Origin of the sequence: Roseibium sp., assembly GCF_965229775.1 — a bacterium.
In the GTDB taxonomy this organism is placed as follows: domain Bacteria; phylum Pseudomonadota; class Alphaproteobacteria; order Rhizobiales; family Stappiaceae; genus Roseibium.
In genome coordinates this window covers 2,898,229-2,921,507 of record NZ_OZ245929.1, presented here as the reverse complement: position 1 = coordinate 2,921,507, position 23,279 = coordinate 2,898,229, and the positions used below count along the sequence as shown (strand labels likewise).

At 61.4% G+C, this 23,279-nt stretch carries 19 protein-coding genes; 9 read left to right on the top strand and 10 right to left on the bottom strand.

The genetic code is table 11. The annotated features are described in order from the left end of the window. Positions 1 to 24: 24 nt before the first annotated feature. From ACO07N_RS13255 to ACO07N_RS13240, 4 genes are read right to left on the bottom strand one after another with little or no spacing between them, the layout of a single operon-like run. A complete protein-coding gene (locus tag ACO07N_RS13255; RefSeq protein ID WP_421981467.1) occupies positions 25 to 990 on the bottom strand; it encodes a branched-chain amino acid ABC transporter permease in 966 nt (321 codons plus the stop codon). 14 nt (positions 991 to 1,004) lie between these two features. After that, positions 1,005 to 1,877 (bottom strand): branched-chain amino acid ABC transporter permease, encoded by an 873-nt coding sequence (locus ACO07N_RS13250; protein WP_421981466.1) that lies wholly within the window; start codon positions 1,875 to 1,877, stop codon positions 1,005 to 1,007. 5 nt (positions 1,878 to 1,882) lie between these two features. Next, positions 1,883 to 2,590 (bottom strand): ABC transporter ATP-binding protein, encoded by a 708-nt coding sequence (locus ACO07N_RS13245; RefSeq protein WP_421981465.1) that lies wholly within the window; start codon positions 2,588 to 2,590, stop codon positions 1,883 to 1,885. Then, positions 2,587 to 3,357: an ABC transporter ATP-binding protein gene (locus ACO07N_RS13240; RefSeq protein ID WP_421981464.1), complete on the bottom strand. Its 771-nt coding sequence runs from the start codon at positions 3,355 to 3,357 to the stop codon at positions 2,587 to 2,589. The genes ACO07N_RS13245 and ACO07N_RS13240 overlap by 4 nt, the downstream gene beginning before the upstream one ends. 579 nt (positions 3,358 to 3,936) lie before the next feature. On the opposite strand from ACO07N_RS13240, the gene ACO07N_RS13235 reads away from it, so the two are divergent. Continuing rightward, positions 3,937 to 6,033, top strand: a complete 2,097-nt coding sequence (locus tag ACO07N_RS13235) for a putative bifunctional diguanylate cyclase/phosphodiesterase (RefSeq protein ID WP_421981463.1) — start codon at positions 3,937 to 3,939, stop codon at positions 6,031 to 6,033. On the opposite strand, the gene kynU is transcribed toward ACO07N_RS13235, so the two are convergent. Then, complete coding sequence (kynU, locus tag ACO07N_RS13230; protein WP_421981462.1) at positions 6,026 to 7,246, bottom strand: kynureninase; 1,221 nt, start codon at positions 7,244 to 7,246, stop codon at positions 6,026 to 6,028. The genes ACO07N_RS13235 and kynU overlap by 8 nt on opposite strands. 238 nt (positions 7,247 to 7,484) lie before the next feature. Here kynU and ACO07N_RS13225 point away from each other — a divergent pair, with 238 nt between their 5' ends. The 6 genes from ACO07N_RS13225 to ACO07N_RS13200 all read left to right on the top strand — a co-directional run bounded on the left by ACO07N_RS13225 (position 7,485) and on the right by ACO07N_RS13200 (position 14,894). Beyond that, on the top strand, positions 7,485 to 8,879 hold the full coding sequence (locus ACO07N_RS13225; RefSeq protein ID WP_421981461.1) for an L-serine ammonia-lyase: 1,395 nt from the start codon (positions 7,485 to 7,487) through the stop codon (positions 8,877 to 8,879). Between the two features lie 115 nt (positions 8,880 to 8,994). Further along, complete coding sequence (gene aspT, locus ACO07N_RS13220; protein ID WP_421981460.1) at positions 8,995 to 10,704, top strand: aspartate-alanine antiporter; 1,710 nt, start codon at positions 8,995 to 8,997, stop codon at positions 10,702 to 10,704. 18 nt (positions 10,705 to 10,722) lie between these two features. Further along, entirely contained in the window at positions 10,723 to 12,312 is a 1,590-nt protein-coding gene (locus ACO07N_RS13215) for a bifunctional aspartate transaminase/aspartate 4-decarboxylase (RefSeq protein ID WP_421981459.1), read from the top strand. A 142-nt stretch (positions 12,313 to 12,454) separates the two neighbouring features. Further along, on the top strand, positions 12,455 to 12,883 hold the full coding sequence (locus ACO07N_RS13210; RefSeq protein ID WP_421981458.1) for an MAPEG family protein: 429 nt from the start codon (positions 12,455 to 12,457) through the stop codon (positions 12,881 to 12,883). A 199-nt stretch (positions 12,884 to 13,082) separates the two neighbouring features. Beyond that, positions 13,083 to 14,282, top strand: a complete 1,200-nt coding sequence (locus ACO07N_RS13205; RefSeq protein WP_421981457.1) for an aminotransferase class I/II-fold pyridoxal phosphate-dependent enzyme — start codon at positions 13,083 to 13,085, stop codon at positions 14,280 to 14,282. Between the two features lie 24 nt (positions 14,283 to 14,306). Beyond that, the gene (locus ACO07N_RS13200; RefSeq protein ID WP_421981456.1) at positions 14,307 to 14,894 is read left to right on the top strand and encodes a pyridoxamine 5'-phosphate oxidase family protein; all 588 of its coding nucleotides are present in this window, start codon (positions 14,307 to 14,309) and stop codon (positions 14,892 to 14,894) included. A gap of 31 nt (positions 14,895 to 14,925) precedes the next feature. Here the strand turns inward: ACO07N_RS13200 and ACO07N_RS13195 are convergent, their stop codons facing one another. Then, positions 14,926 to 15,543 carry a GntR family transcriptional regulator gene (locus ACO07N_RS13195; RefSeq protein ID WP_421981455.1) on the bottom strand — a complete coding sequence of 206 codons (618 nt, stop codon included), beginning with the start codon at positions 15,541 to 15,543 and terminating at the stop codon, positions 14,926 to 14,928. 101 nt (positions 15,544 to 15,644) lie between these two features. Next, on the bottom strand, positions 15,645 to 16,016 hold the full coding sequence (locus tag ACO07N_RS13190; RefSeq protein WP_421981454.1) for a VOC family protein: 372 nt from the start codon (positions 16,014 to 16,016) through the stop codon (positions 15,645 to 15,647). 40 nt (positions 16,017 to 16,056) lie between these two features. On the opposite strand from ACO07N_RS13190, the gene ACO07N_RS13185 reads away from it, so the two are divergent. After that, complete coding sequence (locus ACO07N_RS13185) at positions 16,057 to 16,593, top strand: winged helix-turn-helix transcriptional regulator (protein ID WP_421981453.1); 537 nt, start codon at positions 16,057 to 16,059, stop codon at positions 16,591 to 16,593. 39 nt (positions 16,594 to 16,632) lie between these two features. Here ACO07N_RS13185 and ACO07N_RS13180 read toward each other — a convergent pair whose 3' ends face one another. Together ACO07N_RS13180 and ACO07N_RS13175 are read right to left on the bottom strand one after the other, a co-directional pair. Then, entirely contained in the window at positions 16,633 to 17,718 is a 1,086-nt protein-coding gene (locus ACO07N_RS13180; RefSeq protein WP_421981452.1) for an anhydro-N-acetylmuramic acid kinase, read from the bottom strand. Next, complete coding sequence (locus tag ACO07N_RS13175) at positions 17,715 to 19,067, bottom strand: aspartate aminotransferase family protein (RefSeq protein ID WP_421981451.1); 1,353 nt, start codon at positions 19,065 to 19,067, stop codon at positions 17,715 to 17,717. Before ACO07N_RS13175 ends, ACO07N_RS13180 begins: the two co-directional genes overlap by 4 nt. A gap of 468 nt (positions 19,068 to 19,535) precedes the next feature. Between ACO07N_RS13175 and ACO07N_RS13170 the strand changes: the two genes are divergently transcribed. Further along, complete coding sequence (locus tag ACO07N_RS13170; protein WP_421981450.1) at positions 19,536 to 20,561, top strand: AraC family transcriptional regulator; 1,026 nt, start codon at positions 19,536 to 19,538, stop codon at positions 20,559 to 20,561. A 33-nt stretch (positions 20,562 to 20,594) separates the two neighbouring features. Here ACO07N_RS13170 and ACO07N_RS13165 read toward each other — a convergent pair whose 3' ends face one another. Continuing rightward, a complete protein-coding gene (locus tag ACO07N_RS13165) occupies positions 20,595 to 23,267 on the bottom strand; it encodes an AsmA-like C-terminal region-containing protein (protein WP_421981449.1) in 2,673 nt (890 codons plus the stop codon). Positions 23,268 to 23,279 lie beyond the last annotated feature (12 nt).

Genomic DNA, 23,279 nt, shown 5'->3' with positions numbered 1-23,279 from the left:
GGCGACGGGACCCACGGAACGGGCCTAATCTTGGTCCGCTCCGGATTTCGTTACCCGCTGGTCTCCCCTCAATGGCTCGGGGAGCAGCCCCTCCGGCCGGAAGCGCAGCACGAGCTGCAGCATAAGGCCGATCAGGAACAGACGGATGTATTTTGCCTGGACCGCATATTCAGTCGGAAGACGGTCGGTTGCAATCTCTGAAACGGACCAAATGATCCAGACGACGGCCGCGCCGAGTATCGCGCCGCGATTGTTGCCGGATCCGCCCAGGATCAACATGATCCAGATCAGGAATGTCGCCACCATCGGATCGATGGCCTCCGGCGTGATCGAGCGGTTGAAGTGGGCGAACAGCGCACCGCCGAGCCCCATCAGCGCCGCCCCGAAGATGAAGGCTTCCAGGCGGCGGAATTCGACATTCTTGCCCATTGCCTTGGCCGCGTCTTCATTGTCGCGGATGGCGCGCATCATGCGGCCCCAGGGCGCGTTGAACTGGCGTTCGACCAGGAAATAGGCCGCGATCAGAACAGCGAGCACGATGACCAGGTAGGCGATCTGGGATTCCATGTAAGCCAGGTCGCCCGCCGGACGGGGAATGCTGGAAATACCGCGTGCGCCATTGGTCAGGGCAGGCTCGGACTTGATCACCAGCCGGATGATCTCGGCAATGCCGATGGTGGCAATCGCCAGATAATCGGACCGGAAGCGCAGACAGATCTTGCCGATCGGCCAGGCCACGAGAGCGGCGGCCAGCATGGCCGCGATCCAGCCGACAACGAAGTGAAGGTCGAAGCCACCGATGCGGCCATCTGCCGGCGGCGTCGATATGATCGCGGACGTGTAGGCACCGACGGCGAAGAAACCGGCGATCCCGGCATTGAACAGGCCCGCAAAACCCCACTGGATGTTGAGACCAAGGGCCAGAAGGGCATAGATGCAGATGAAGATCGCCATGAAGAGGGCGTAGTTGACGAGACCCAGAAGTTCCATCCTGCTCCCTCCCCTTAAAGCACTTTGCCCTTGAGCAGCCCGGTCGGGCGCACAAGCAACATAAACAGCAAGATCGCAAAGGCCATGGCGGCCTTGTACTCGCTTGGAATGAACAGCACCGAGACTTCCTCGGCGACGCCGACGATCAGACCGCCGAGCACGGCGCCTTCAACCCGCCCGACACCGCCGAGAATGGCGGCCGCGAACATGGGCAGCAGCATGTGCCAGCCCATCATCGCCTTCAGTTCGGTGTTGATCCCGAGGAAAAAGCCGGACGCGGCACACAGGCCGCCGGCGATTACCCAGGTCAGCATGACCACCTTCTTGTTGTCGATGCCGGACAACAGGGCCAGGTTCGGATTGTCGGACATGGCGCGCATGGCCTTGCCCCATTTGGACCGGGTCAGGAAGACCTGCAGGAAACCGACGAGGACGACCATCGCCAGGATCGTGTAGAGCTCCCGGTCTCGAACGCGGATGCCGAAATAGTCCTCGGGCCGGACAATGCCGCGGGTGTAGGTCTGCGTGTCGACGCCCCAGACGACCTGCACGACAGCGCGGATCATCAGCGCGATGCCGAGCGAGGCCATCACGGTCACGATCTTGGGACGCTCGCGCAAATGCTCGTAGAAGACCTTGTCGATCCCGACGGCGACTGCGGCCGTTCCGATGATGGCGACGGGTAGCGCGGCATAGGGCGAGACGCCAAATCCGGTGACGACAGCGAGCGCCAGGAACGCCCCGAGGGTCGCCAGGTCGCCGTGCGCGAGATGGGCATAGCGCAGGATGCCGAAAATCAGGGTGATCCCGACCGCACCCAGGGCATAGATGGATCCGAGCACGACGCCCGGCACGATGTAGAAATTCAGAAGCTCAAAAAGATCCATGCCGATCACCCACCCAGGAACATTTCGGCGACTTCACGGTCGGCCAGGAGATCCGCACCGGTGCCTTCGTGCCGGTTCTTGCCGGCTGCCAGAACATATCCCCGGTCGGCAAAGGCGAGCGCCTGCTTGGCATGCTGCTCGACAAGCAGGATGGCAACGCCGGTGTCGCGCACATCGCGGCAGATCTGGAAAATCTGTTCCATGTATTTCGGCGACAGACCCGCCGTCGGTTCATCCAGCAGAAGCAGCTTGGGGTCGAGCATCAGGGCGCGGCCCATGGCAACCATCTGGCGTTGACCGCCGGACAGGCTTCCGGCAAGCGTCTTGCGGCGTTCCTTCAGATCGGGGAACAGTTCATACACCCTGTCATAGGCCGCCGACAGATCGCCGGTCTTGAGAAAGCCGCCCATTTCGAGATTTTCCTGGATCGACATTTCCCGGAAGATGTTGTCCACCTGCGGTACGTAGCAGATCCCGCGCTGAACGATGCGGTTCGGCGCCCAGCCGGTGATATCGTCGCCGTCGAACAGCATCTTGCCGCCGCGAATGGTCAGCAATCCGAAGACGGACTTCATGGCCGTGGACTTGCCGGCACCGTTCGGGCCGACAATGACGACAATCTCGTCCTGGGAAACGGACAGGGAAACATCCTGCAGGATATCGGCCTCACCGTAACCGCCGGTGAGGCGTTCCATCGACAGAAGCGCAGTCATGCGGCATCTCCCGTGGTTTCGCCCAGATACGCTTCCAGGACTTGCGGGTCGGAGCGAACGGTCTGGAAATCGCCCTGGATCAGTACCCGGCCTTCTGCCATGCACACGACCGGGTCGCAGAGCTTCTCGATCATTTCCATGTCGTGTTCGATCAGGATGAAGGTGTAGCCGCGGTCCTTGTTCAGGATCTCGATCTTGGTTTCCAGTTTGCGCAACAGGGTCCGGTTGACGCCGGCTGCAGGCTCGTCCAGCAGAACCAGTTTCGCGTCGGTCATCATGGTGCGGCCCAGTTCAAGCAGCTTCTTCTGGCCGCCCGACAGGTTGCCCGCGCGTTCATGGGCAACATGGCTCAATTCCAGAAACTCGAGCGTTTCATAGGCCTTGTGCTCCACGTCGTGCTCCGAGGATTTGACCCGCCCCCACGCGAGCCAGTTCGCGAACAGGCTCTCGCCGGGCTGGGACGGCGGCACCATCATAAGATTTTCGAGCGCGGTCAGTTTGTGAAACTCGTGCGGGATCTGGAACGTGCGCACGAGGCCCTTGTGAAACAGCTGATGGCTGGCAAGGCTCGTGACGTCTTCCCCCAGGAACCGGATGCTGCCGCTCGTCGGCTGCAGTGCCCCGGCAATGAGGTTGAAGAGTGTCGTCTTTCCCGCCCCGTTGGGGCCGATCAGTCCGGTGATGCTGTTTTCTTCGACGCGGAACGAGCAGCCGTTGACGGCCTTGAACCCACTGAAGTCCATGACGAGCTGGTCAAGCTCAAGCATTCAAGCTCCTTGCCGCCCCCCTGAAGCGGTCTTTCTTTTTTCGTTTCACTGTGCCCCGCCTTTTGGCGTTGGTTGTTCGGTCCGCACAAGACAGCCCGTCACAGCGTTCAGACCTTCTAACTTTATTGACGGCGCAATCAACCGGTAATCACCGGCTTTTTCGTCAGAAAGGGCAAGATTTTTCAAAAAAACCGAACCAGCGGAATGAGCTATTCGCCAGTTGCGGTTATCTCCCCGGCATTTGTTCCCGCAAGCGGCGGAAACCGGAGTCTACAAAGCCGAATTTCACGTGTACAGTCTCCAGAACTCTCGCCAAACGCGAAGTTGAACCATCCGGGAACGGAAGCAAAAATGCGCCCAACAAAGAATTCGCCCTTCATTCACTACGTAAATTTGACGATGACCCAACGACTTTTCCTCAGCGAATTCAATTTGAAACATTATTCTTAGGCCGGCTTCAGGAATTCTCGATTACTGTTCCGGGACGCCTGCGGCAATCGCAGTCGGACAGGACCGAAAAACAAGAAGACTAAGTGACATCAGGCTGAACCGGTATGCGGCCGAAGTCGTGGTTGCTCGTTGGAGGAAAAACTGTCGAACCGCGCGGAATTGTTCGTAAATGACGTGGAAGGTGAAAGCGCTGTCCAGATCGACATAGCCGAGGGCAAAGTCGATCAAAGCATCCTTCTGGAGCTTTACGACCGTCTCGACTCGGCTGTCTGGATTTTCGATTTCGACCACAAGCGCTACCTGTGGGCCAACCGCAAGACGCTGGAAATCACGGACGCTCTCTCCCTGGAGGAACTGCAATCGCGCGACCTCGGGGCGGACATGTCGCCCGCCGTGGAACAGCGCCTGCGGCAATATCAGCAGGACTTCTGCACCAGCGACGTCAGTTTTTCAGAGATCTGGACACTTTATCCGAAGGGCAAGCCGAAGGTGCTGCAGATCGCGATGAGCGGCATCCGCCTGCGCGACGGCCGGATGGCACTCCTGTGCGAAGGCCGCGAGCACCACGAGCAGCAACCGGAAACGCTTCGCAGCGCGGAAGCGCTTCTGCACACCACCGTGATGATTTCGCTGTTCTCCAAGGAAGGTACGTCACTCTACAGGAACACGGCCTCACGTGCGGCCTCACCCACGCTTGACACACCTTTTCTCGAACAGTTCGTGCATGCCGAAGACGCGACCGACCTGTTCGAGATCGTCGAACGCGAACGCACGCACAAATTCGTCGCCCGCGTCAAAACGAGATCGGGGCCGCGGTGGCATGAACTGACGGTTCGCGCCTGCCACGATGCCGTGACCGGCCAGCCCGCCTACCTCGTCAGCGAGACCGATGTCACGGAGCTTCACGAAACCAAGGAGCGCGCGCAGTATCTTGCAAGCCACGATACGCTGACGGGCCTGGCCAACCGGACCTACCTTCAGGAGCGGCTCATGCTGATCCTGCATGCGGCGAAGCGGAACAACCAGACCGCTTCCTTCTATCTTCTGGATCTCGACGACTTCAAACTGGTCAACGATTCCCTCGGACATGCGGCGGGCGACACGCTCCTGCAGATCGTCGCGGACGAACTCAAGTCCCTCGCCTGTCCGGAAGACGTGATTGCCCGGCATGGCGGCGACGAGTTTCTCATCTGTACGCTGGAAGGTAGTGATGGCAAGGAACCTGGCCGTTTCGGCCACGCCTTGCTGCAGTCCTTTGCCAGGCCAAGGGTCATCGAGGGCAAACAGAGGAAAGTCGGCCTCAGTATCGGCTATGCCTGTTTCCCGCAAGATGGCGACACGGTCGACGAACTCATGAGACATGCGGATCTGGCGCTTTACCAGGCCAAGTCCGATGCCAACAACAAATGCGTCCGGTTCGACGCCTACATGCGCCGGCTGCGCGATGAACACAGGGCCATCAAGAAGGACCTTGAACGCGCGCTGAAAGAGGATGAATTCATCCTTCACTACCAACCGATCGCCTGCACGAGTTCCGACCGGGTCGTCTCCGGCGAAGCGCTGTTGCGCTGGCAGCATCCCGAAAGGGGCCTCATCGGACCGGATGATTTCGTGCACATTGCGGAAGAGGCCGGGCTCATTTCGGACATCGGCGCATGGGTCGCCCGGGAGGTCGCCAAGCTGCAGAAACGTCTGGACGAGCTTGGACACTGCGTCCCGCTGACGCTCGCGCTCAATGTGTCACCACGGCAACTGTCCGACAGCGGGTTTCTCGGCTTCATGAAGACCCTGCCCGACCAGACCGGCTGCGCACCTGACAGGATTTCCCTGGAAATCACCGAATCCGTGATCCTCGGTGACATTCCCAACGCCCGCGAAACGCTGGCGACGCTGAAGGAATGCGGCTACCAGATCGTCATCGACGATTTCGGCACCGGTTACTCCAACCTCGCCTATCTCCACAACTACCCGATCGACGGCATCAAGATCGACCGGGTGTTCATGGAGGACATCGATGCGGGCGGGGAGATCGTCAAACTCATCCTGTCGCTGGCCACGGCGCTCGGTGCGGATGTCGTCGCCGAAGGGGTCGAAACCATCGAACAACGCTCGTGGCTGTCCAGGAACGGTTGCGACCGGTACCAAGGCTACCTCTATTCCAGGCCGGTGCCCCTCGAGCGGTTCCTGTCCATGCTGGAAACGCAGCAACGGCTGGCCGCTATGTGACCTTGGCGCGCGTCTTGAACTCGGGCCGGTCCCAGCTGCCGGTTTTCAGGATGTCCTCCAGAACCGTGACCGCGTCGATGATATCGCCGTGGGACAGGTAAAGGGGTGTGAACCCGAAGCGCATCACGTCCGGCGCGCGGAAATCGCCGATGACGCCGCGCGCGATCAGGGCCTGCATGACCGCATAGCCTTCCTCGAACCGGAACGATACCTGACTGCCCCGCGCATCCGGGTCGCGCGGGCTCGCCAATGTCAGTTGCGGGCATCTTGCCTCGACTTCCGAAATGAACAATTCGCTGAGCGAAACCGACTTGGCCCGGATTGAGGCCATGTCGACGTCCTCGAACACATCCAGCGCAGCGTGAAGGCTGGAAAGCGCCAGGATCGCCGGCGTTCCCACCGTCATGCGGCTGATGCCCGAGACCGGCCTGTAGTCGAGATCGAATGCAAACGGGGCTTCGTGCCCCATCCAGCCGGTCAGCGGCGAGGTGACCTGATCGAGGTGCCTGGCCGCAACATAGAGGAAGGCCGGCGCGCCTGGACCGCCATTGAGGTACTTGTAGCCGCAACCGATCGCGAAGTCGGCGCCGGTTCCCTCCAGATCGACCTCGATCGCTCCCGCCGAATGGGCAAGATCCCAGACCGCAAGCGCCCCGGCTTCATGCGCTTTTCGCGTCAGCGCCTCCATGTCGTGAACGCGGCCCGTCCGGTAGTCGACCTGGGTCAGCATCATGACCGCAACCTTGTCGTCGATGGCGGCCCCGACCTCCTCCGGCGCGACGATCTTCAGTTCATGACCGCGCGCCAGAAGGTCCTTCAGCCCGGAGGCCACGTAAAGATCGGTCGGGAAATTGCCGTTGTCGGACAGAATAACCTTGCGGCCGGGATTGAGCGACAAGGCGGCGGACAGCACCTTGAACACGTTGACCGACGTGCTGTCGCAGGCAACCACCGTGCCGCCCGGCGCTCCGATGAGACGGCCGATCCGATCACCGGTCCGCTGGGGAAGATCGATCCAGCTATGGGTGTTCCAGGCGCGGATCAGGCTCGTTCCCCACTCGGTACCGATGACATCGGCGATCCTCTCCGGAACGTGTTTCGGCAGCACTCCGAGCGAATTGCCGTCGAGATAGGTCACGCCTTCAGGAATGGAAAAGGCGTCTTTCTTGCGGGCTAAGGTATCGGTCTCATCTAGCGGGTGCGGTGAGGTCATCAACGGCTCTTCTGGAACGGAAGGTGGAGAGAAAGGCCGCACGCTATCAAAGCCCGGTCCGGCAAACAACCACATCCCGGCCGATGTCCGGGCAGCGGCAAGAAACCTGCGGTCGCCATGCCGGATGTCGCAATCAGCACATATTTGCCCGTATGAGCATCGGACGCCGCAGACCGTTTTGGTAGCGTGTGCGGGCAAGTCACCAAGTCTGCAACACCTTGAAACACGGCAAGACCCCATGTTCATCAGCGTCTTCGACATCTTCAAGATCGGGATCGGTCCCTCAAGCTCACACACTGTCGGCCCGATGGTGGCCGTTGGCCGGTACCTGGACAGGGTGCGCGGCCTGGCCGGAGCCGAAGCAAAGGCGGCTCGCCTCACCGTGACCCTGCACGGCTCGCTTGCGTTCACGGGGAAAGGTCACGCGACCGACAAGGCGATTTGCCTCGGCCTGTTGGGCGAGCGCCCCGACACACTCGACCCGGACTGCGTCGAGCCGTTGCTGGATGCGATTCAAAAGGACCGGAAGCTTCGCATTGCGGGTCTGCCGGAACTTGATTTCGATCCCGCGCGGGATGTCGTTTTCGACTACGGCCCGCCGCTGCCGTTGCATGCCAACGGCATGACCTTCCGGCTTCTGGGCGAGACGGGCTCCGAGATCGACAGCTACGTCTACTATTCCATCGGTGGCGGCTTCGTCGTCAGCGAACCGGAACTCCGCAACACGACTAACGCACCGGGCGCTGACCTATCGGCACAGAGCGTCCCTTTCCCGTTCGCGACGGCGAAGCAGATGCTCGAGATGGGCCGCGAGGCGGGTCTTTCGATCGCGGAGATGAAGCTGCGCAACGAATGTGCCGGCAAGTCGGTAGAGGAGGTCGAGGCGGGGATCGACCGGCTCTGGTTAGCGATGGACGCCTGCATCAACCGGGGCATTACCCAGGCCGGCATTCTTCCCGGCGGCCTGAAGGTGAAAAGGCGTGCCGCCGACATCTATCAGCAGCTCATCCGCGAGGGCCGGAGCAATCCGCTGTTCGAACACAGCGTGGTCGACTGGCTCGGTGTCTACGCCATGGCGGTCAACGAGGAAAATGCCGCCGGAGGGCGGGTGGTCACCGCACCGACCAACGGGGCGGCCGGCGTCATTCCCGCCGTCACGCGCTATTATCTCGACCACTGCCCCTCGGCCGATCAGGCCGGCGTGCGCGTGTTTCTTCTGACGGCTGCCGCCGTCGGAGGGATCATCAAGTCGAACGCATCGATCTCCGGCGCCGAGGTCGGCTGTCAGGGAGAAGTCGGGTCTGCGTCGGCGATGGCGGCCGCCGGACTGTGCGCAGCACTCGGCGGCACCAACGAGCAGATCGAAAACGCTGCGGAGATCGCGTTGGAACATCACCTCGGCATGACCTGCGACCCGATTGCCGGCCTCGTTCAGGTTCCGTGCATCGAGCGCAACGCACTCGGCTCGGTCAAGGCGGTGACTGCCGCTTCGCTCGCCCTGCGCGGCGACGGAACGCATTTCGTGCCGCTGGACGGGTGCATCGAAACCATGCGCCAGACCGGCATGGACATGATGGAACAGTACAAGGAAACCTCGCAGGGTGGCCTCGCCGTTAACATCGTCGAATGTTAAAGCACTGACAGAAATAACGATTTCGAAGAAATATTTGCCGTAGGCGGCAAAACCGGCGATAGTCCGTCCGTGGGTTGGTGAAATTCTCCTTTGCACCAATCAAGGGAGGTTTTTGATGGATGTCTTGACGTGGCTGGCGGCGCAGTCGTCGCTGGTATTCCTGTTCATAGCAGTCGCGCTTGGTTACTTTGCCGGCAAACTGAAGATCGGCAATTTCGTTCTCGGCGGCATCGCCGGGACCCTGATCATGGGCGTCGTCCTCGGGCAGGTCGGGGTCACGATAGACAGCGCGGTCAAGGACATTTTCTTCGCGCTGTTCATCTACGCGGTCGGTTACCAGGGCGGACCGCAATTCTTCCGGGCCCTGTCGCTGAAGTCACTCAACCAGCTTCTTTCTGCCGCGGTCATGTGTCTTCTCGGGCTGCTCACGGTGCTGGTGTTTGCGTGGAGCTTCGGCCTGGACCGGGGCACCGCAGCGGGCCTTGCCGCCGGTGGCCTGACCCAGTCGGCGATCATCGGAACGGCCGGCGAGACGATCCAGAAGCTCAGTGTTTCAGCCGATCTGAAGCAGATCATGGAAACCAACATCGCGGTCGGTTACGCGGTCTGTTACATTTTCGGCTCGATCGGCCCGATCATCATGGTCACGTGGTTCTTTCCGACCGTCATGCGCTGGGACATCCGCAAGGAAGCGCTCAAGCTGGCCGAAAAGATGTCCGGCGGTGCGGCCGAGCTGGAACCGGGCCAGTTCAACGCCGCGCGGCGCATCGACACCCGCTTTTACCAACTCGGCAGCGATGCTGCCTTTGTCGGCAGGTCGGCACAGGAGCTCGACGCGTCCCTCGACGACGCCGCGGTTGAAGCCGTGCTGCGGTCCGGCCTGGAGATCCACCTGGAAGACGCACAATCGCTTCAAGCCGGCGACGTCGTTGCCGTGACTGGTCTCGTTTCGACGCTAGACGATCCGGCCATCGCACTTGGCACGGAAACCCAGGCGCCGGACGGTTACCGGCTTGTGCTTGAAAACCGGCACATCGTTCTGACCAATCCTGACTATGCCGGCAACAAGCTGCAGGGCATTCACGATCACACCCGATCGAACGCCCTGAACGACGTCTTCGTCACCGGTGTCAACCGCATGGGCCGCGAACTGCCGCTGCTGCCGGACCTTGAAATTCACAAGGGCGATGAACTGCAGCTGACCGGCAGTCCGCGGGATCTGAACGCCGTTCAGAAATCCCTCGGCTATCCGATCACATCCGCCGCGGTGACCGATTTCATTTTCTTCGGCATCGGCATGACGCTCGGGCTGCTGCTCGGGCTCATCGAAATCAAGATCGGCGGCGTTCCGGTTTCGGTCGGCAGCGGCGGCGGCTGCCTGCTGTCGGGGCTCCTGTTCGGCTGGCTCAGGAGCACACATCCACGCTATGCCGCACTGCCGACCGGTGCCGTGAATTTCCTCAGGGATTTCGGCCTCGCCGTCTTCGTCGGCGTCGTCGGCATCAGCGCGGGTCCCCAGGTCCTGACGACGCTGCAGGAACAGGGCATGAGCATCTTCCTGTTCGGCATCGGCGTCACGCTGATCCCGCAGTTCATAGGCTTTTTCTTCTCCTACTACGTGCTGCGGATCCAGAACCCGATCGAAGCACTTGCCTGTGTTGCCGGCGGCCGCAGCGCCAATCCCGCCTTCGCGGCCCTTCTGGGCAAGGCCCAGAACGCGACCCCGGTCGTTACCTTCACCGTCACATATGCCGTCGCCAACGTGCTGCTGACCCTCTGGGGGCCGCTCATCGTCGGCCTCGTTTCCACCAATCCGGCCCAGTGAATTTCCGGGAGATTTCCGATGAGTGCACAAGACTATTCCCAGTATCAGGAACTCAGCCCGTTCGAACTCAAGGACAAGCTTATCGAGATTGCCTCCTCGGCGGCCCAGCGCATGATGCTGAATGCCGGCCGGGGCAATCCGAACTTTCTCGCAACGCATCCGCGCCGGGGTTTTCTGCGTCTCGGCGACTTCTCGGTCGAGGAAGCCGAGCGCTCCTACTCCTATCTGGACAGCGGCTTCGGCGGATTGCCCGACAAGGAGGGTTTGTTGCTCCGGTTTGAAAATTTCATCCATCGGCACGAGGACCGCGACGGCACCACGTTTCTGCGCGCCGCGCTTTCCTATGCGAAGGACCAGCTCGGCATTCACCGGCACGAGCTTCTGCACGAAATGGTCGAGGGATTTCTCGGCTGCAATTACCCGGTGCCTCCGCGCATGCTCACCCATGCGGAGCAAATCGTTGGCGCGTATCTGGCCAAGGAGATGTTCGGCAACGAGCCGCAACAAGGTCCGTTTTCCGTCTTCGCGACCGAAGGCGGGACAGCGGCCATGACCTATATTTTCCAGACGCTGAAGGCGAACGGACTGGTCAAGCCGGGAGACAAGGTCGCGCTCGGCACGCCGATCTTCTCGCCCTATCTCGAAATCCCGCCGCTGCCGGAATACGACATGCCCATTGTCGATATCCGGATGGAGGAAGGTGCCGACTGGCAATTCAGCGACGAGGAACTCGCCAAGCTGGACGACCCGGATATCAAGGTGTTCTGCATCGTCAATCCGAGCAACCCGCCTTCCGTCAAGCTTTCCCCCGACGACCTCGACAGGGTCGCGGCAGTGATCAACGAAAGGCGGCCCGACCTTTTCGTTGTGACGGATGATGTCTACGGCACCTTTGCCGACGATTTCGTCTCGCTGTTCGCGAAGTGTCCGCGCAACACGCTGTGCGTCTATTCGTTCTCCAAGTATTTCGGAGCGACGGGATGGCGGCTCGGCGTGATCGCTCTGCACGAGGACAATGTCTTCGACGAGGCGCTCGCCGCTCTTTCCGAAGACAAGAAAAAGGAACTCGACCGGCGCTATTCCTCGCTGACGACGGCGCCACGCGACATCAGGTTCATCGACAGGCTGGTTGCCGACAGCCGGGCCGTCGCGCTGAATCACACGGCAGGTGCGTCGACGCCGCAGCAGATCCAGATGATGCTGTTCGCCCTCGCCGGTCTGCTGGACCGGGACGACCGCTACAAGGATGCGGCCAAGAGCCTGATCCGGAAACGCTTTAACACGCTTGAACTCAACATGGGCGTGACACCGCACCGTGAACCCAACGACGTCAACTACTACACGCTGATCAATTTGCAGCATTTGAGCGGACGACTTTACGGGGACGCCTTCGCGGACTGGTTCGTTGCCAACAAGAAGGGCTATGACTTCCTGTTCCGCCTGGCCGAGGAGACAAGCGTCGTTCTCCTGCCCGGAAAAGGCTTTGAAGTGGTCGATGCCTCCGCCCGCGTGTCCCTCGCCAACCTGACCGAAGCCGAATATGCGAAAATCGGCGCCTTTGCACGCAAGGTGATCTCGGAGTATCACGATGAGTACACAAAGCAGTAGTGCTGTTGGCTGACGAGGCCTCAGGCACCAACTGACAAGAACACAAGCTGAACCGGCCCCGCCGGTTCGGCGTATCTTTTACAGTCTGCCGGCGCGTGCCGGCGCTGAAAGACATACTTGCTGCCGGGTGCTGGAGAATATCGTGACCATCGTCATCACCCCTGTTGTCGCAAGCCTGTTGGCCCTGCTTTACGTCTTCTTGAGCATCCGGGTGATTGGCGCGCGCCGCACGGAAAGAATAAGTCTCGGAGACCGGGGCAACGATCTCATGCTGCGGCGCATGCGGGTCCACAGCAACTTCGCCGAATACACACCGTTCGCGCTCCTGCTGCTTCTCATGCTGGAGCTTCTTGGCGGTGCGCACTGGCTGCTTTACGGGCTGGGCCTGTTCCTGCTCGTCGGCCGGAGCGTTCACGCCTATGGTGTCAGCAGTGACCCGGAACCCATGGCGTTCCGCGTCACAGGCATGCTGCTCACCTTCACGGTGATCGGTATCGCCGCGCTGGCCAATTTGGTCCTTTCAATCGACAAGCTCATGGCGGTCGGGCGACTCGGGCAACCGGCTTTGTGAACCGACGGCAAGAAGAGCATTTCCTGTCTCTTCAATCATCTGCCGCATGCGGGCCGTCTTGTAATCACGCGCAACCTCGTGCAAGCAAAGTGCCTCTCTTGCAGCGGATCGAAAACATGTCTTCGCAGGCTGCGGGAGTGCCGCGTGCAGGTGTCGACGGCATCGGGCACGGGCTACACCATGCAACGGGAATGTCTGAATGAACTTGACCGCAACCGCCCCGCGCCCGATGCGGGATTTCGGCCTGGAAGTGTTTTTTTCAAGGTGGGAATTCACCGCGAAACACCATATGACGGCCTCCGATCTTGAAAGCATGCCGCTGTCGGAGCTTCTTTCTCTCGCGTCGGGCGAGGACCGCGCGGCTTTCGAGACCCTCTGGCTGGGATACACGGAAACCTGGGGAGCACCGGTGCTGCGCCGGGAGATTGCAGGCACCTATGACCGGCTTTCAGACAGCAACATCCTGTGTCTGGCAGGGGCCGGGGAAGGTCTCTACGCCGTTCCGAATGTCCTCCTGACGCGGGACGACCATGCCATCGTGCCAACGCCCAACTATCAGGGCTCGGAGACCATTCCCCTGTCCATCTGCGACGTGACCGGGGTGCCGATGGACTATGCCCCTCCTTCGGTTTCAAACGGCTCGAAAGGCGGATGGCGTCTCGATCTCGACCGCCTGAAAGATGCCATCCGGCCGAATACGAAACTGATCTCGCTGAATTTTCCGCACAACCCGACCGGTTCGCTCCTGTCCGGCGATGATCTCGAAACCCTGGTCTCGCTCGCCCGAACGCAAGGCATCTACATCCTGAGTGACGAGGTCTATCGCGGTGTCGAACTGGACGAGACCGACCGGATGCCGCAGATGGCCGATATCTACGAACGCGGCATCTCCCTCAACGTGATGTCCAAGGCTTACGGACTGCCGGGATTGCGGATCGGCTGGATCGCGTCGCAGGACCTAGACCTCCTTCAAGAAACAGAGCGGTTCAAGCATTACCTGTCGATCTGCAATTCCGGGCCGTCGGAGGTCCTAGCGCTGATCGCACTGAAGGCAAGACGGAAGATCCTGTCGCGCAACCGGTCGATCATGCTGGAAAATGCCGCGGCGCTCGAACGGGTCTTCGGCGCTTATCCGGATCTCTTCGAGTGGCAACGCCCGATGGGCGGCTGCGTCGCCTTTCCCAGATATTGCGGCCCGGACGGCGTCGAGGCCTTCACGCGTAAACTGATCGAGGAAAGCGGTGTGCTGCTGCTGCCCTCGTCCATTTATGCAAGCGATCTCGGCGACACGCCGCAAGATCACTTCCGCATCGGCATCGGCCGGGACCGGGTCTTCAAAGACGGCTTGACGGCGATGGAGGCGCATCTCGACAAGGTCTACCCGCAATTCCGGAAGTAAGTGAAACGCAATCGAGGACGCCCCGTGCAGCAAGACCTGACCACCATCGACCGGGAAGCCTGGGACGCGCTGGACGCGGCCGCCGCCGATGCCCGGCAGCCGTTCCGATACCTGACCCTGGCGTCGCTTGGCCGTTGCCAGTTCCCCGAAGCGCGCACTGTCGTGCTTCGGTCCGTGGAGATTTCGACACGCGTCCTGGAGTTTCACACCGATACGAGAAGCCCGAAATGGCAGGAGCTACAGGATAACGGCAACACGACGATCCTCGGCTATTCGGATGCCCTGAGACTGCAGTTGCGGCTGCGCGGACAAATGGAACTGGCGCCGCCCGGTTCGCACGCGGCCGAGCAGGTCTGGAGCCGCTTGCCATTGCATACAAGGGCCACCTACCAGGGTGGGCCTCCCGGGGACGAACTTCCGTCCGTGGATGGTCCGGTCTACAGGGATCAGGACGTCCCCTCGGAGGAAACCGGAAAGGAGCGGTTCGGAGTGCTCTTCTTCAGGGCAGTCTCCCTGGATTGGTGCCGGCTGGCGCGGGACAACAATCTGCGGGCCAGGTTTTCCTATGGCGAAAGCGGGACCCTCAAAAGCGCAAGCTGGATTGCGCCCTGAGGGCGCGCCGGCAGCGCCTTTTCCGCGTTACTCAAATCTGTTGCAGGCGGGTCTTGTGGGCGTGGGCGATATGCAGGCGTGCGGCCGCCTCGGCCGCTTCACTGTCGCCCTTCGCGATCGCTTCCACGATGGCGGCATGTTCTTCGACCGCCGTTTCCCGGCGTTCTGGCGTATCCAGCGTGGTTCCGGCCATCAGGATCAGCGAAAGCCGCAGATGCTCGATCAGGTCGACCAGGTACCGGTTGTGCGAGGCCAGGCACAGGCGCCGGTGAAAGTCCCGGTTGGAGCGCACGAGGCTGTCCTTGTCGGCCATGCGCTGGCGGTCTTCCCGCACGAGATCCTGCAGAATTTCGACTTCCGGTGCAGAAGCGTGCTTGGCGGCAAGGCCGGCGGCCGTTCCCTCCAGCATCTCGCGCATGAAATAGACTTCGTTGATCTGGCCGTGATCGAGTGTCGGCACGACCATGCCCCGGTTAGGCTCGTGAACGGCCAGCCCTTGCGCCTCGAGCCGCTTCAGGCCCTCGCGGATCGGCGTCCGCGAGACGCCGAACTCTTCGGCAAGGTCAGCTTCCCGCAGGCGGTCACCCGGCTTCAGCACCCTGTCCTCAATAAGACCGATAAGACGCTTGTAGATTTCAGATCCGTTCATTGGGTCTGGTTAGCGTCAAGACAGGATTTAAGCAAGTAAGAGTGCGGGGAAGGAGGTTCAATACGGGTTAACGCCTCCTCGCACGCTGCCCGGACCCGGTTTCATTTCGAAAGATCCTGCGCCAGCATGAGGGCATTGCCGTCCGGATCGTAGAATGTCGCGGTGCTGACCATGCCTTCGATGGTCTCCGTGTCGCCGTCGAATTTCACGCCTGCCTTTTCCAGGGCGGCGCGTGCGGACGAGATGTCGGCGATGCCGAATACCGGAACCATGTTGCCGGGTGCCGTCTCGACCTGTTCCCCAAGCCCCAGCGTGACCCCTTCTGTCAGGGTCTGCAGTTCGCTCCAGCCGGCTTCGTCCGCATGATAGAGAAGTTCGAAACCGAGATTGTCCGCATACCACTGTGCGCTGGCATGCCTGTCGCGTACCGAGAGGGCCAAGGTGATTGTGTTTTCCAGAGAAACGACGGGCATGACACTTTCCTATGTATCAAAAATATATTAAATATACTTTATGGAATTAGACCTGCTTGTCAAGCTCACATCCAAGGCCTGGTCGCTGAAGATACTGGCGCTGCTGAATGACGGCGTCCCGGGACGGCAGGCACCGCTGGTCGCGGCAACAGGCGCAAGCCGCACATCATTCGCCAACAGCCTGGAGCATCTGATCCGGCTCAAGATGATCGAGAGGAACCCGGGCCACGGGCATCCCTTGCGGCCGGAATTCCGCCTGACCGCGGAAGGTGCCGTCGTGGCTGCGATGGCAAGCCGGATCCTGAAAAGCGTGCCGGACGAGGACGCGTTTTCGGTTCTGAAACGCAGCTGGGCGGTCCCGATCCTTGCCCTCACCGAAACCCCGAAACGGTTTTCGGCCATCAAGTCGGGGCTCGGGCAGATCACGGACCGCGCACTGTCCCAGTCCCTGTGTCTCCTGGAAGACCGGGAGTGGCTGAAGCGGGACATCGACGTCAGCCAGCGCGCACCCTATCCGACCTATCTGGCCGTGAATGCGGGCCGGAAGGTCAACCGGGCGATCGGACTTGGTGCCTGAAAGTCCGGCAGAATGCGGCAAGTTTACGCGACTTTGCCATCACGCCTCGGGAAGAAAAACCTTCCCGCCGACCACAGGTTGGCTTGCACCCGTCGTCTCCGGGAATGTTGTCGGCAAACCCGCCTTCAGCCTGGCTCCAAGAAACGCCATTGCCTGTGCTTCAAGCGCGTCCCCGTCGATCCTGAATTCATCCGCAGAAACAACGTCCCCCGAAAGGCGGTCGCGCAGGGCCTGCATCAGGACCGGGTTCAGCCTGCCGCCGCCGCAGACGAGCCACAGGCGCGGCTTGCGGGGCAACAGGCCTTCGGCCTTCGCGATCACCTCGGCGGTGAAGGTCATCAGCGTCGCCGCGCCGTCCTCAAGCCCCATGCCGTCGACAAAGCTGCCGGAAAAGCTGTAGCGGTCCAGCGACTTCGGTCCGGGTTCGGACAGGAACGGGTGTTTCAAGGCCTCGGTCAAACGCGCTTCGGCCACCGCGCCCTTGGCGGCAATTGCTCCTTCGGCATCGAAGTCGCCCGCACCATGACGTCTCACCCAATCATCAAGGAGCGCGTTGCCGGGACCAATGTCGAAGGCGAGCAGACCGTCGCCGTCGATGAAGGTCAGGTTGGAGACCCCGCCGATATTGAGAAAGCAGAGCGGTTCGCGGTCCGTGCCGACAAGCGTCTTGGCAAGTGCCCGGTGATAGACCGGCACCAGCGGCGCGCCCTCGCCGCCCGCTTCCATGTCCGCGAGGCGCACATCGCCGATGACCGGCAGGCGAAGGTCATCCGCCAGCGCCTGCGGATCGCCGAGCTGGATGGTTTCTCCCGCTTTCGGGTCATGCCAGACCGTCTGGCCATGAAACACGATCGCGTCCGGCTTGAGCGCATGCCGGTCGATGAAGGCGCGAATGGCGGCGACATGGTCCCCGGTTACATCCCGCGCGATTTGCGGCCAGTCCTGGCGGCCCTCGCCCTTCAGTCCGGCGGCCGTCAACACACTTTCGCGCGTCGCGGGCCGGTAGCCGGTTGTCTCAGACGGACCGAAGCGGCCGATCGTCTCTCCGTCCGTGCTGATTTCCGCCAGATCGATGCCGTCTGCGGAGGTCCCGCTGATGGTGCCGACGACCGACCAGCCGGTCATAGGGCGTCGGCCACTTTCTTCAGGCTCCGCTCGGCAATATCGAACATTTCGTGCACCTGCTGCTCGGTGATGATCAGTGGTGGGCAAAACGCCATGGCATCCAGCATCGCCCGCGAAATCAGGCCGTTTTCATGGAAGATCGCGTTGGCTGCGGCGCCGAGGGAACCCGGCGTGTCGGAATGGGCCGGATGATGCAGTTCCGCCGCGCCGATCAGGCCGATGCCCCGCGTCTCGACAACAAGCGGGTTCTCACCGAGCCCCTTGAGCCGCGCCTGAAATGTCGGTGCGATCTCCTTGACGTGACCGACCAGATCGCGCTCCTCGATGATTTTCAGGTTCTCCAGAGCAACGGCCGCTGCGACCGGATGGCCGCTGCCGGTATAGCCGTGGCCGAGCACGCCGATGCGATGGGATTCGTCGGCAATCGGTTCGTAGACGGTGTCGTTGATCAGAAGCGCGGAGATCGGCTGGTAGGAGGACGACAGTGCCTTCGACAGCGTCATCATGTCCGGCTGCAGGTTGAAGGTCTCGGTGCCGAACATGTTGCCCGTGCGCCCGAACCCGCAGATTACTTCGTCGGCAACAAACAGGATGCCGTATTTCTTCAGGATCGGCTGGACCGCTTCCCAGTAACCTTCGGGCGGCACCACGACGCCGCCTGCGCCCATGACGGGTTCGGCAAAGAAGGCCGCGATGGTCTCCGGTCCTTCGGCGAGGATCAGCTCTTCCAGGTCCTGCGCGCAGCGTTGTGCGAACGCTGCCTCGCTCTCGCCGTCCTGCTTCATCGTGCGGTAATGCGGGCTGGTCGTGTGCAGGATCTGCGGCAGCGGCAGATCGAAGGACCTGTGATTGTTCGGCAGGCCGGTCAGGCTGGCGGAGGCAACCGTCACGCCGTGATAGCCGCGCATGCGCGAGATGATCTTCTTGCGCTCCGGCTGGCCGAGGGCGTTGGAGCGGTACCAGATCAGCTTGACCGCGGTGTCGTTGGCTTCCGAGCCCGAATTGGTGAAATAGACCTTGGACATGGGCACCGGCGCCATCTCGATCAGCTTTTCGGCAAGCTCGATGGAGGGACCGTGGGTCTTGTAGGTGAAGGTGTGATAGTAGGGCAGCTTTTCCATCTGGCGGGCCGCGGCCTCCACCAGACGCTTTTCACCGAACCCGACAGCGACGCTCCACAGGCCCGCCATGCCCTCGATGTAGCGCTTGCCGTTGATGTCTTCCACGTAGATCCCCTCGCCCTTGTCGATGACAAGCGAGCCGGTGTCTTCCTGACGGCGGGCGTCGGCGTAGGAATGAAGTTGAACAGCGATATCGCGGGCTTCGAGAGAATTCGGCAACTGCGCCATGAAACGCCTCTTGTGAACTGGCTGAGTGGAAGATGAGCCGACCGGCAGCCGTATCTGCTGCGAACCGACAATCGCCACGCTAGTGCCGTCCAGAGCGCAGTACAACGAGAATCTTTTGCCTGTGACCGGCAACATGGCCCGGAAGAGGGGATTTCGAGCCGCAAAAACAAAAAGACCGCGCCGAAGCGCGGTCAATGAGGCTCACGGCCGGCCGTGGTCGGGAACCAAAGCCGGTTCGTCGCGGCCGATGGGGGGGGCAGAACAGGCGCGACGAACAACCGTGTAGCCGGAGTAGGCAATCTTTCCGCGACGACTTTGTAATTTACCGACGGTTTTTATCGTGCGGAATTTCTTTGTTTTATCAGTACCGTCTGTACAATTGTTATTTGGGTGCGCAATCGCGCTTCCGATTGTCAGCGCCAGCCAATATGCTGTCATTTCGTGCCAAATTGCCTGGGGGAGGCCATTTTGAGCGAAGCCGAAGTCGACGCCGCCTTGATCAGGGCCGCCGTGAAGGTGATGGAAACCCGCGGCGCGGATCATGCCGACGCTCTGGAGGCGGCCGGGCTGAGCCCTGGGGACCTCGAAGGCTTCGACCGCCGGGTCCCGCTCAAGAAATCCGATGCCTTTCTGGAACAGGCGGCCAAGTATCTTGATGACGACCTGTTCGGCTTCGATGTCGGCAAGGCAACGCCCACCGGCACGTTCGGGGTGATCGCCTATCTCGGCATCTCGGCGGCAACACTGGAACAGGCCATCCAGAACCACGTCAAATACGTCAACATCTTCGTCGACAGCTACCGGCTCTCGCTCGCCAAGACCGAGACCACCGCGAAACTCTCCTACCAGGAGGTGGATCGCAGTTCCTATTTCAAGCGGCAGGCCAACGAGGCGGGCATGGCCGCGATCGTGTCGAACTACCGCTATGGAACCGGCAGGATCCTCAGACCGGCGGAGATCCATTTTCACCACCAGCGCACCGAAGCGCCTGCGGAGATGAAGCTCTTTTTCGGCTGCCCGATCTTTTTCGGCAGCGACATGCACGGAATCGTGTTTCACGCCTCGGATCTCACGACACCGCTGGTGCATTCCGACAAGGATCTGCTGGCGCTCATGTCCAATGTCGCCGACCGGATGCTGGAAGAGCGGCGCTCGGCCCCCAAGTCGTTTCTTGCCAATGTCGAGTTTCACGTGATCGACGGATTGCCGCGCGGCCAGAGTTCCGCGGGCACGGTGTCGGCCAAGCTGGGCATGACCGAGCGGACCTTCGCACGGCGGCTTGCCGACGAAGGCACCACGTTTTCAGAAGTGCTCGAGGACGTCAGGCGTAACCTTTCCGAAGAATACCTGCACAAGAGCGATCTCTCCCTGCCGGAGATCGCCTACCTTCTGGGCTACTCGGATTCCCCCGCCTTCATCCGTGCCTACAAGCGCTGGTTCGGCGTCACCCCGGGTGCGCGTGCCTCCGAGGTGCGCGGCCTGAAAGCGGGGTGAACCGGCTTCGCAACCGCATGACAGCATGTCGGTTCACTTGGGACCGGTGTTTTTCGGCAGGGTGCAGGGGCGTGCCTTTTCGTCGATCGGACCCGAGCCCCTGAAAATGTGGCTGACAAGATTGAGCGGCAGCGACACGACCTCGCCGATGGCCCTGCCCGGCCCGGCATCCTTGACGGTGACATCGGGCTTGCCGAGCGTGCCGTGGATCTCGAACGGCGATACGATTTCGACAAGCTGCTTGCGCTTGGCGCGGGGCGCAAAGGAAAGATCCAGCGCGCCGGATCTCAGGTTCACGGTGCCCGCACCGACAAGCTGGACATTTTCCGTTTCAACGATCAGGCGTTTGGACGTCGCGACGCCGTTCCTGAAATGCAGCGGCAGCACCGCGCAGACGAGCTTGCTGGTGTGGTCCTTGTTGCTGGTCACCAGCCAGGTGAAGACGTTCAGCCCGGTCAGATCCAGAAGCCGGTTCGGCAGCGTTCCGCCCCAGAGCGACGCCGAGACGTTGCCGGACAGCGTCTTCAGGAAGCCGACTTCAGACCGGGCATTGCCGGTGACATCGAAGCTGGCGTAAACGGTACTGGAAATCGGCGCCGTCAGGCCAATCTCGTGCATCAGGCTCCTGAGCGGAAATTTCTCCATGCGTCCGTGGGCATGGGCCGGGTGGCTTTCCTGGCCGAGGTCGACGCCGAAATCGCCGCTGACCGTGCCGCCGATATAGTCGAGCTTCAGCCCGGCCAGCTTGAGGTGATCGGCGTCATATTCCAGGGTTCCGGTCAGGTTGCCGGCGTGCTTCTTGCCCGAGACGATCTTCTTCACGTCCAGTTCGACACGCGCACTCAGGGCGGCCTCGAACTCCTTCGTCAGCTCTATGTCGGGGCCGTTTTCCTCGCCGGCCACGCTCAACTGCGCGAAGTCGGAGAGCGCGGCCAGATCGGTAAAGTCCATCTCCTTAGACGAAATCGCACCGGTCAGCATCCACTTGCCATCTGTCTCCGCCGGGCCGATCTGGAGGTCCGCATTCACCTGCGTTGCGCCGGAAACCAGATCCCCCGTGAAGTTGGCTCCATCCGAAGAGAGCCCGCTGGAGCCGGAGAAACGAATTTCGGGAAAGGTCCTGTCGGTCTGGATGCCGAGTTCGGCCAGTGCCGCTTCCGGTTTCGGCAAGGTCAGTTCGGTCGAGAATTCCAATTCGTTTAGCACACGGAATTCCCGGATCGCGAGGGCGAACCCGAGATTCAGAAGGTCCGTCCCGGCCGTTTTGCCGCGTAGCTCCTCAAGCCCGAGTGCCCCGGAAGTCTCCCCGACAACAACCGTTCCCTTGACGGTGCCGAGGCCTGGTGCGTCGGTCGCGGGCCGGTTGAGTAGAATGGCTGTCGGCAGCTCGAATGTACCTGACAGCGTCACTCCCTTGAGCGCCAGGATGTCCTCGACGTCACCCTTCATGACCAGATACGGCGCGCCCTCCGGCCCGTCGAGGATGGTAATGTCGCTCAGGCCGATCCGATTTCCGTCACCCTTGATGATACGCCCGACCGAGATGGGCCCGATCTCGTCGAATTCCAGCAGCACGGCATTCGTCGTCACGATCGTCCGGTCGATGGAAAGCGCCTCAACAGGTCCGCTGACCCGTCCGGAAATCTCCTTCAGGTTGATCGAAAGCGAGGAACTCGAGGCCGCTTCGGGCTGCGCAAGCGTCGACGTGAAGTCCAGGTCAAAGACTGATCCCTGAAACACATCCGAGACCGAACCCTCGACATGGATGACATCGCCGTCGTCGCCGTCGAACTCGAAGGTCAGACCGGCAATGTCGAAGCCGTCGATCGGACCGCTCGACTGCCATGCAAGCGTCGCCTTGCCCTCGACCGCGCTTTCAAGGCCGAGCGACGCCAGCAGTTTCGTGACGGAGCCGGATTTTGCCGACAGGTCGCCGTCGATGCGCGCGACCTTCGCCGAGGTGTCGACCGTGCCGCTCAGACGGCTCTCAAGACCGGGAAAGGCGAGCGTCAGGTCGAACGGTCCGCGGCTGTTGTTGTCGCGCACCCAAACGGACGAGGGCACCACGCCCGAAACACTCAGCGGTGTGCCGTTGACGGCTGCCTCGATGCTGACTTCCGTCGACGGCGATGTCTCGGTTGTCTCCAGCTTGAATGTCTCGATCCTGAAAACCTCGTTCCAGCCGTCCGCCTCGTCGATGAAGTGGAACTCGACATCGGTCAGTTCGAGATTGTCGAAGACTGGATTGTTGAGGAGGATCGACAGCAGTTCGAACGACCAGGTCTGCCGGCGTTCGCCGGACGGATCGGCGCGGTATTCGATATCCGCACCGCTCATGCGGAAGTTCCGGATGCCGGACACGTCACCGCGGAAAAGACCATAGGGCGCGTCGAATTCCACCGTGTCGAAGACGCGCCCCTCTCCCCTGGCGGAACCGGATGATCTCTCGATGTAGGTGTCCTCGATCTTCACTCCGAGACGACGGCCCGGCGTGAGCACGACCTGCCCGCGCACCTCCACCGGGCGGTCGAAAATCCGGGTCAGGACCTGAGCAGCCTGATCCTGGCGCACGGAGGAATAAAGGTCGAGGGTCGCAACCGCATAGGCGCCGGCCAGACCGGCGACCAGGATTGTCACCAGCGCCACGGCGGAAATCCGCAGCAGCCGCATCAGCCCGCCTGTTCTGTCCTCGCCCTTGCCGCTCAAACCGCCGACCTT

Coding starts and splice junctions, on each gene's coding strand:
- ACO07N_RS13250 (WP_421981466.1), bottom strand. CDS start 1,877: ATGGATCTTTTTGAGCTTCTGAATTTCTACATCGTGCCGGGCGTCGTG.
- ACO07N_RS13240 (WP_421981464.1), bottom strand. CDS start 3,357: ATGCTTGAGCTTGACCAGCTCGTCATGGACTTCAGTGGGTTCAAGGCC.
- ACO07N_RS13225 (WP_421981461.1), top strand. CDS start 7,485: ATGTTCATCAGCGTCTTCGACATCTTCAAGATCGGGATCGGTCCCTCA.
- ACO07N_RS13175 (WP_421981451.1), bottom strand. CDS start 19,067: ATGGCGCAGTTGCCGAATTCTCTCGAAGCCCGCGATATCGCTGTTCAA.
- ACO07N_RS13215 (WP_421981459.1), top strand. CDS start 10,723: ATGAGTGCACAAGACTATTCCCAGTATCAGGAACTCAGCCCGTTCGAA.
- ACO07N_RS13255 (WP_421981467.1), bottom strand. CDS start 990: ATGGAACTTCTGGGTCTCGTCAACTACGCCCTCTTCATGGCGATCTTC.
- ACO07N_RS13205 (WP_421981457.1), top strand. CDS start 13,083: ATGAACTTGACCGCAACCGCCCCGCGCCCGATGCGGGATTTCGGCCTG.
- aspT (WP_421981460.1), top strand. CDS start 8,995: ATGGATGTCTTGACGTGGCTGGCGGCGCAGTCGTCGCTGGTATTCCTG.
- ACO07N_RS13180 (WP_421981452.1), bottom strand. CDS start 17,718: ATGACCGGCTGGTCGGTCGTCGGCACCATCAGCGGGACCTCCGCAGAC.
- ACO07N_RS13190 (WP_421981454.1), bottom strand. CDS start 16,016: ATGCCCGTCGTTTCTCTGGAAAACACAATCACCTTGGCCCTCTCGGTA.
- ACO07N_RS13185 (WP_421981453.1), top strand. CDS start 16,057: ATGGAATTAGACCTGCTTGTCAAGCTCACATCCAAGGCCTGGTCGCTG.
- ACO07N_RS13245 (WP_421981465.1), bottom strand. CDS start 2,590: ATGACTGCGCTTCTGTCGATGGAACGCCTCACCGGCGGTTACGGTGAG.
- ACO07N_RS13195 (WP_421981455.1), bottom strand. CDS start 15,543: ATGAACGGATCTGAAATCTACAAGCGTCTTATCGGTCTTATTGAGGAC.
- kynU (WP_421981462.1), bottom strand. CDS start 7,246: ATGACCTCACCGCACCCGCTAGATGAGACCGATACCTTAGCCCGCAAG.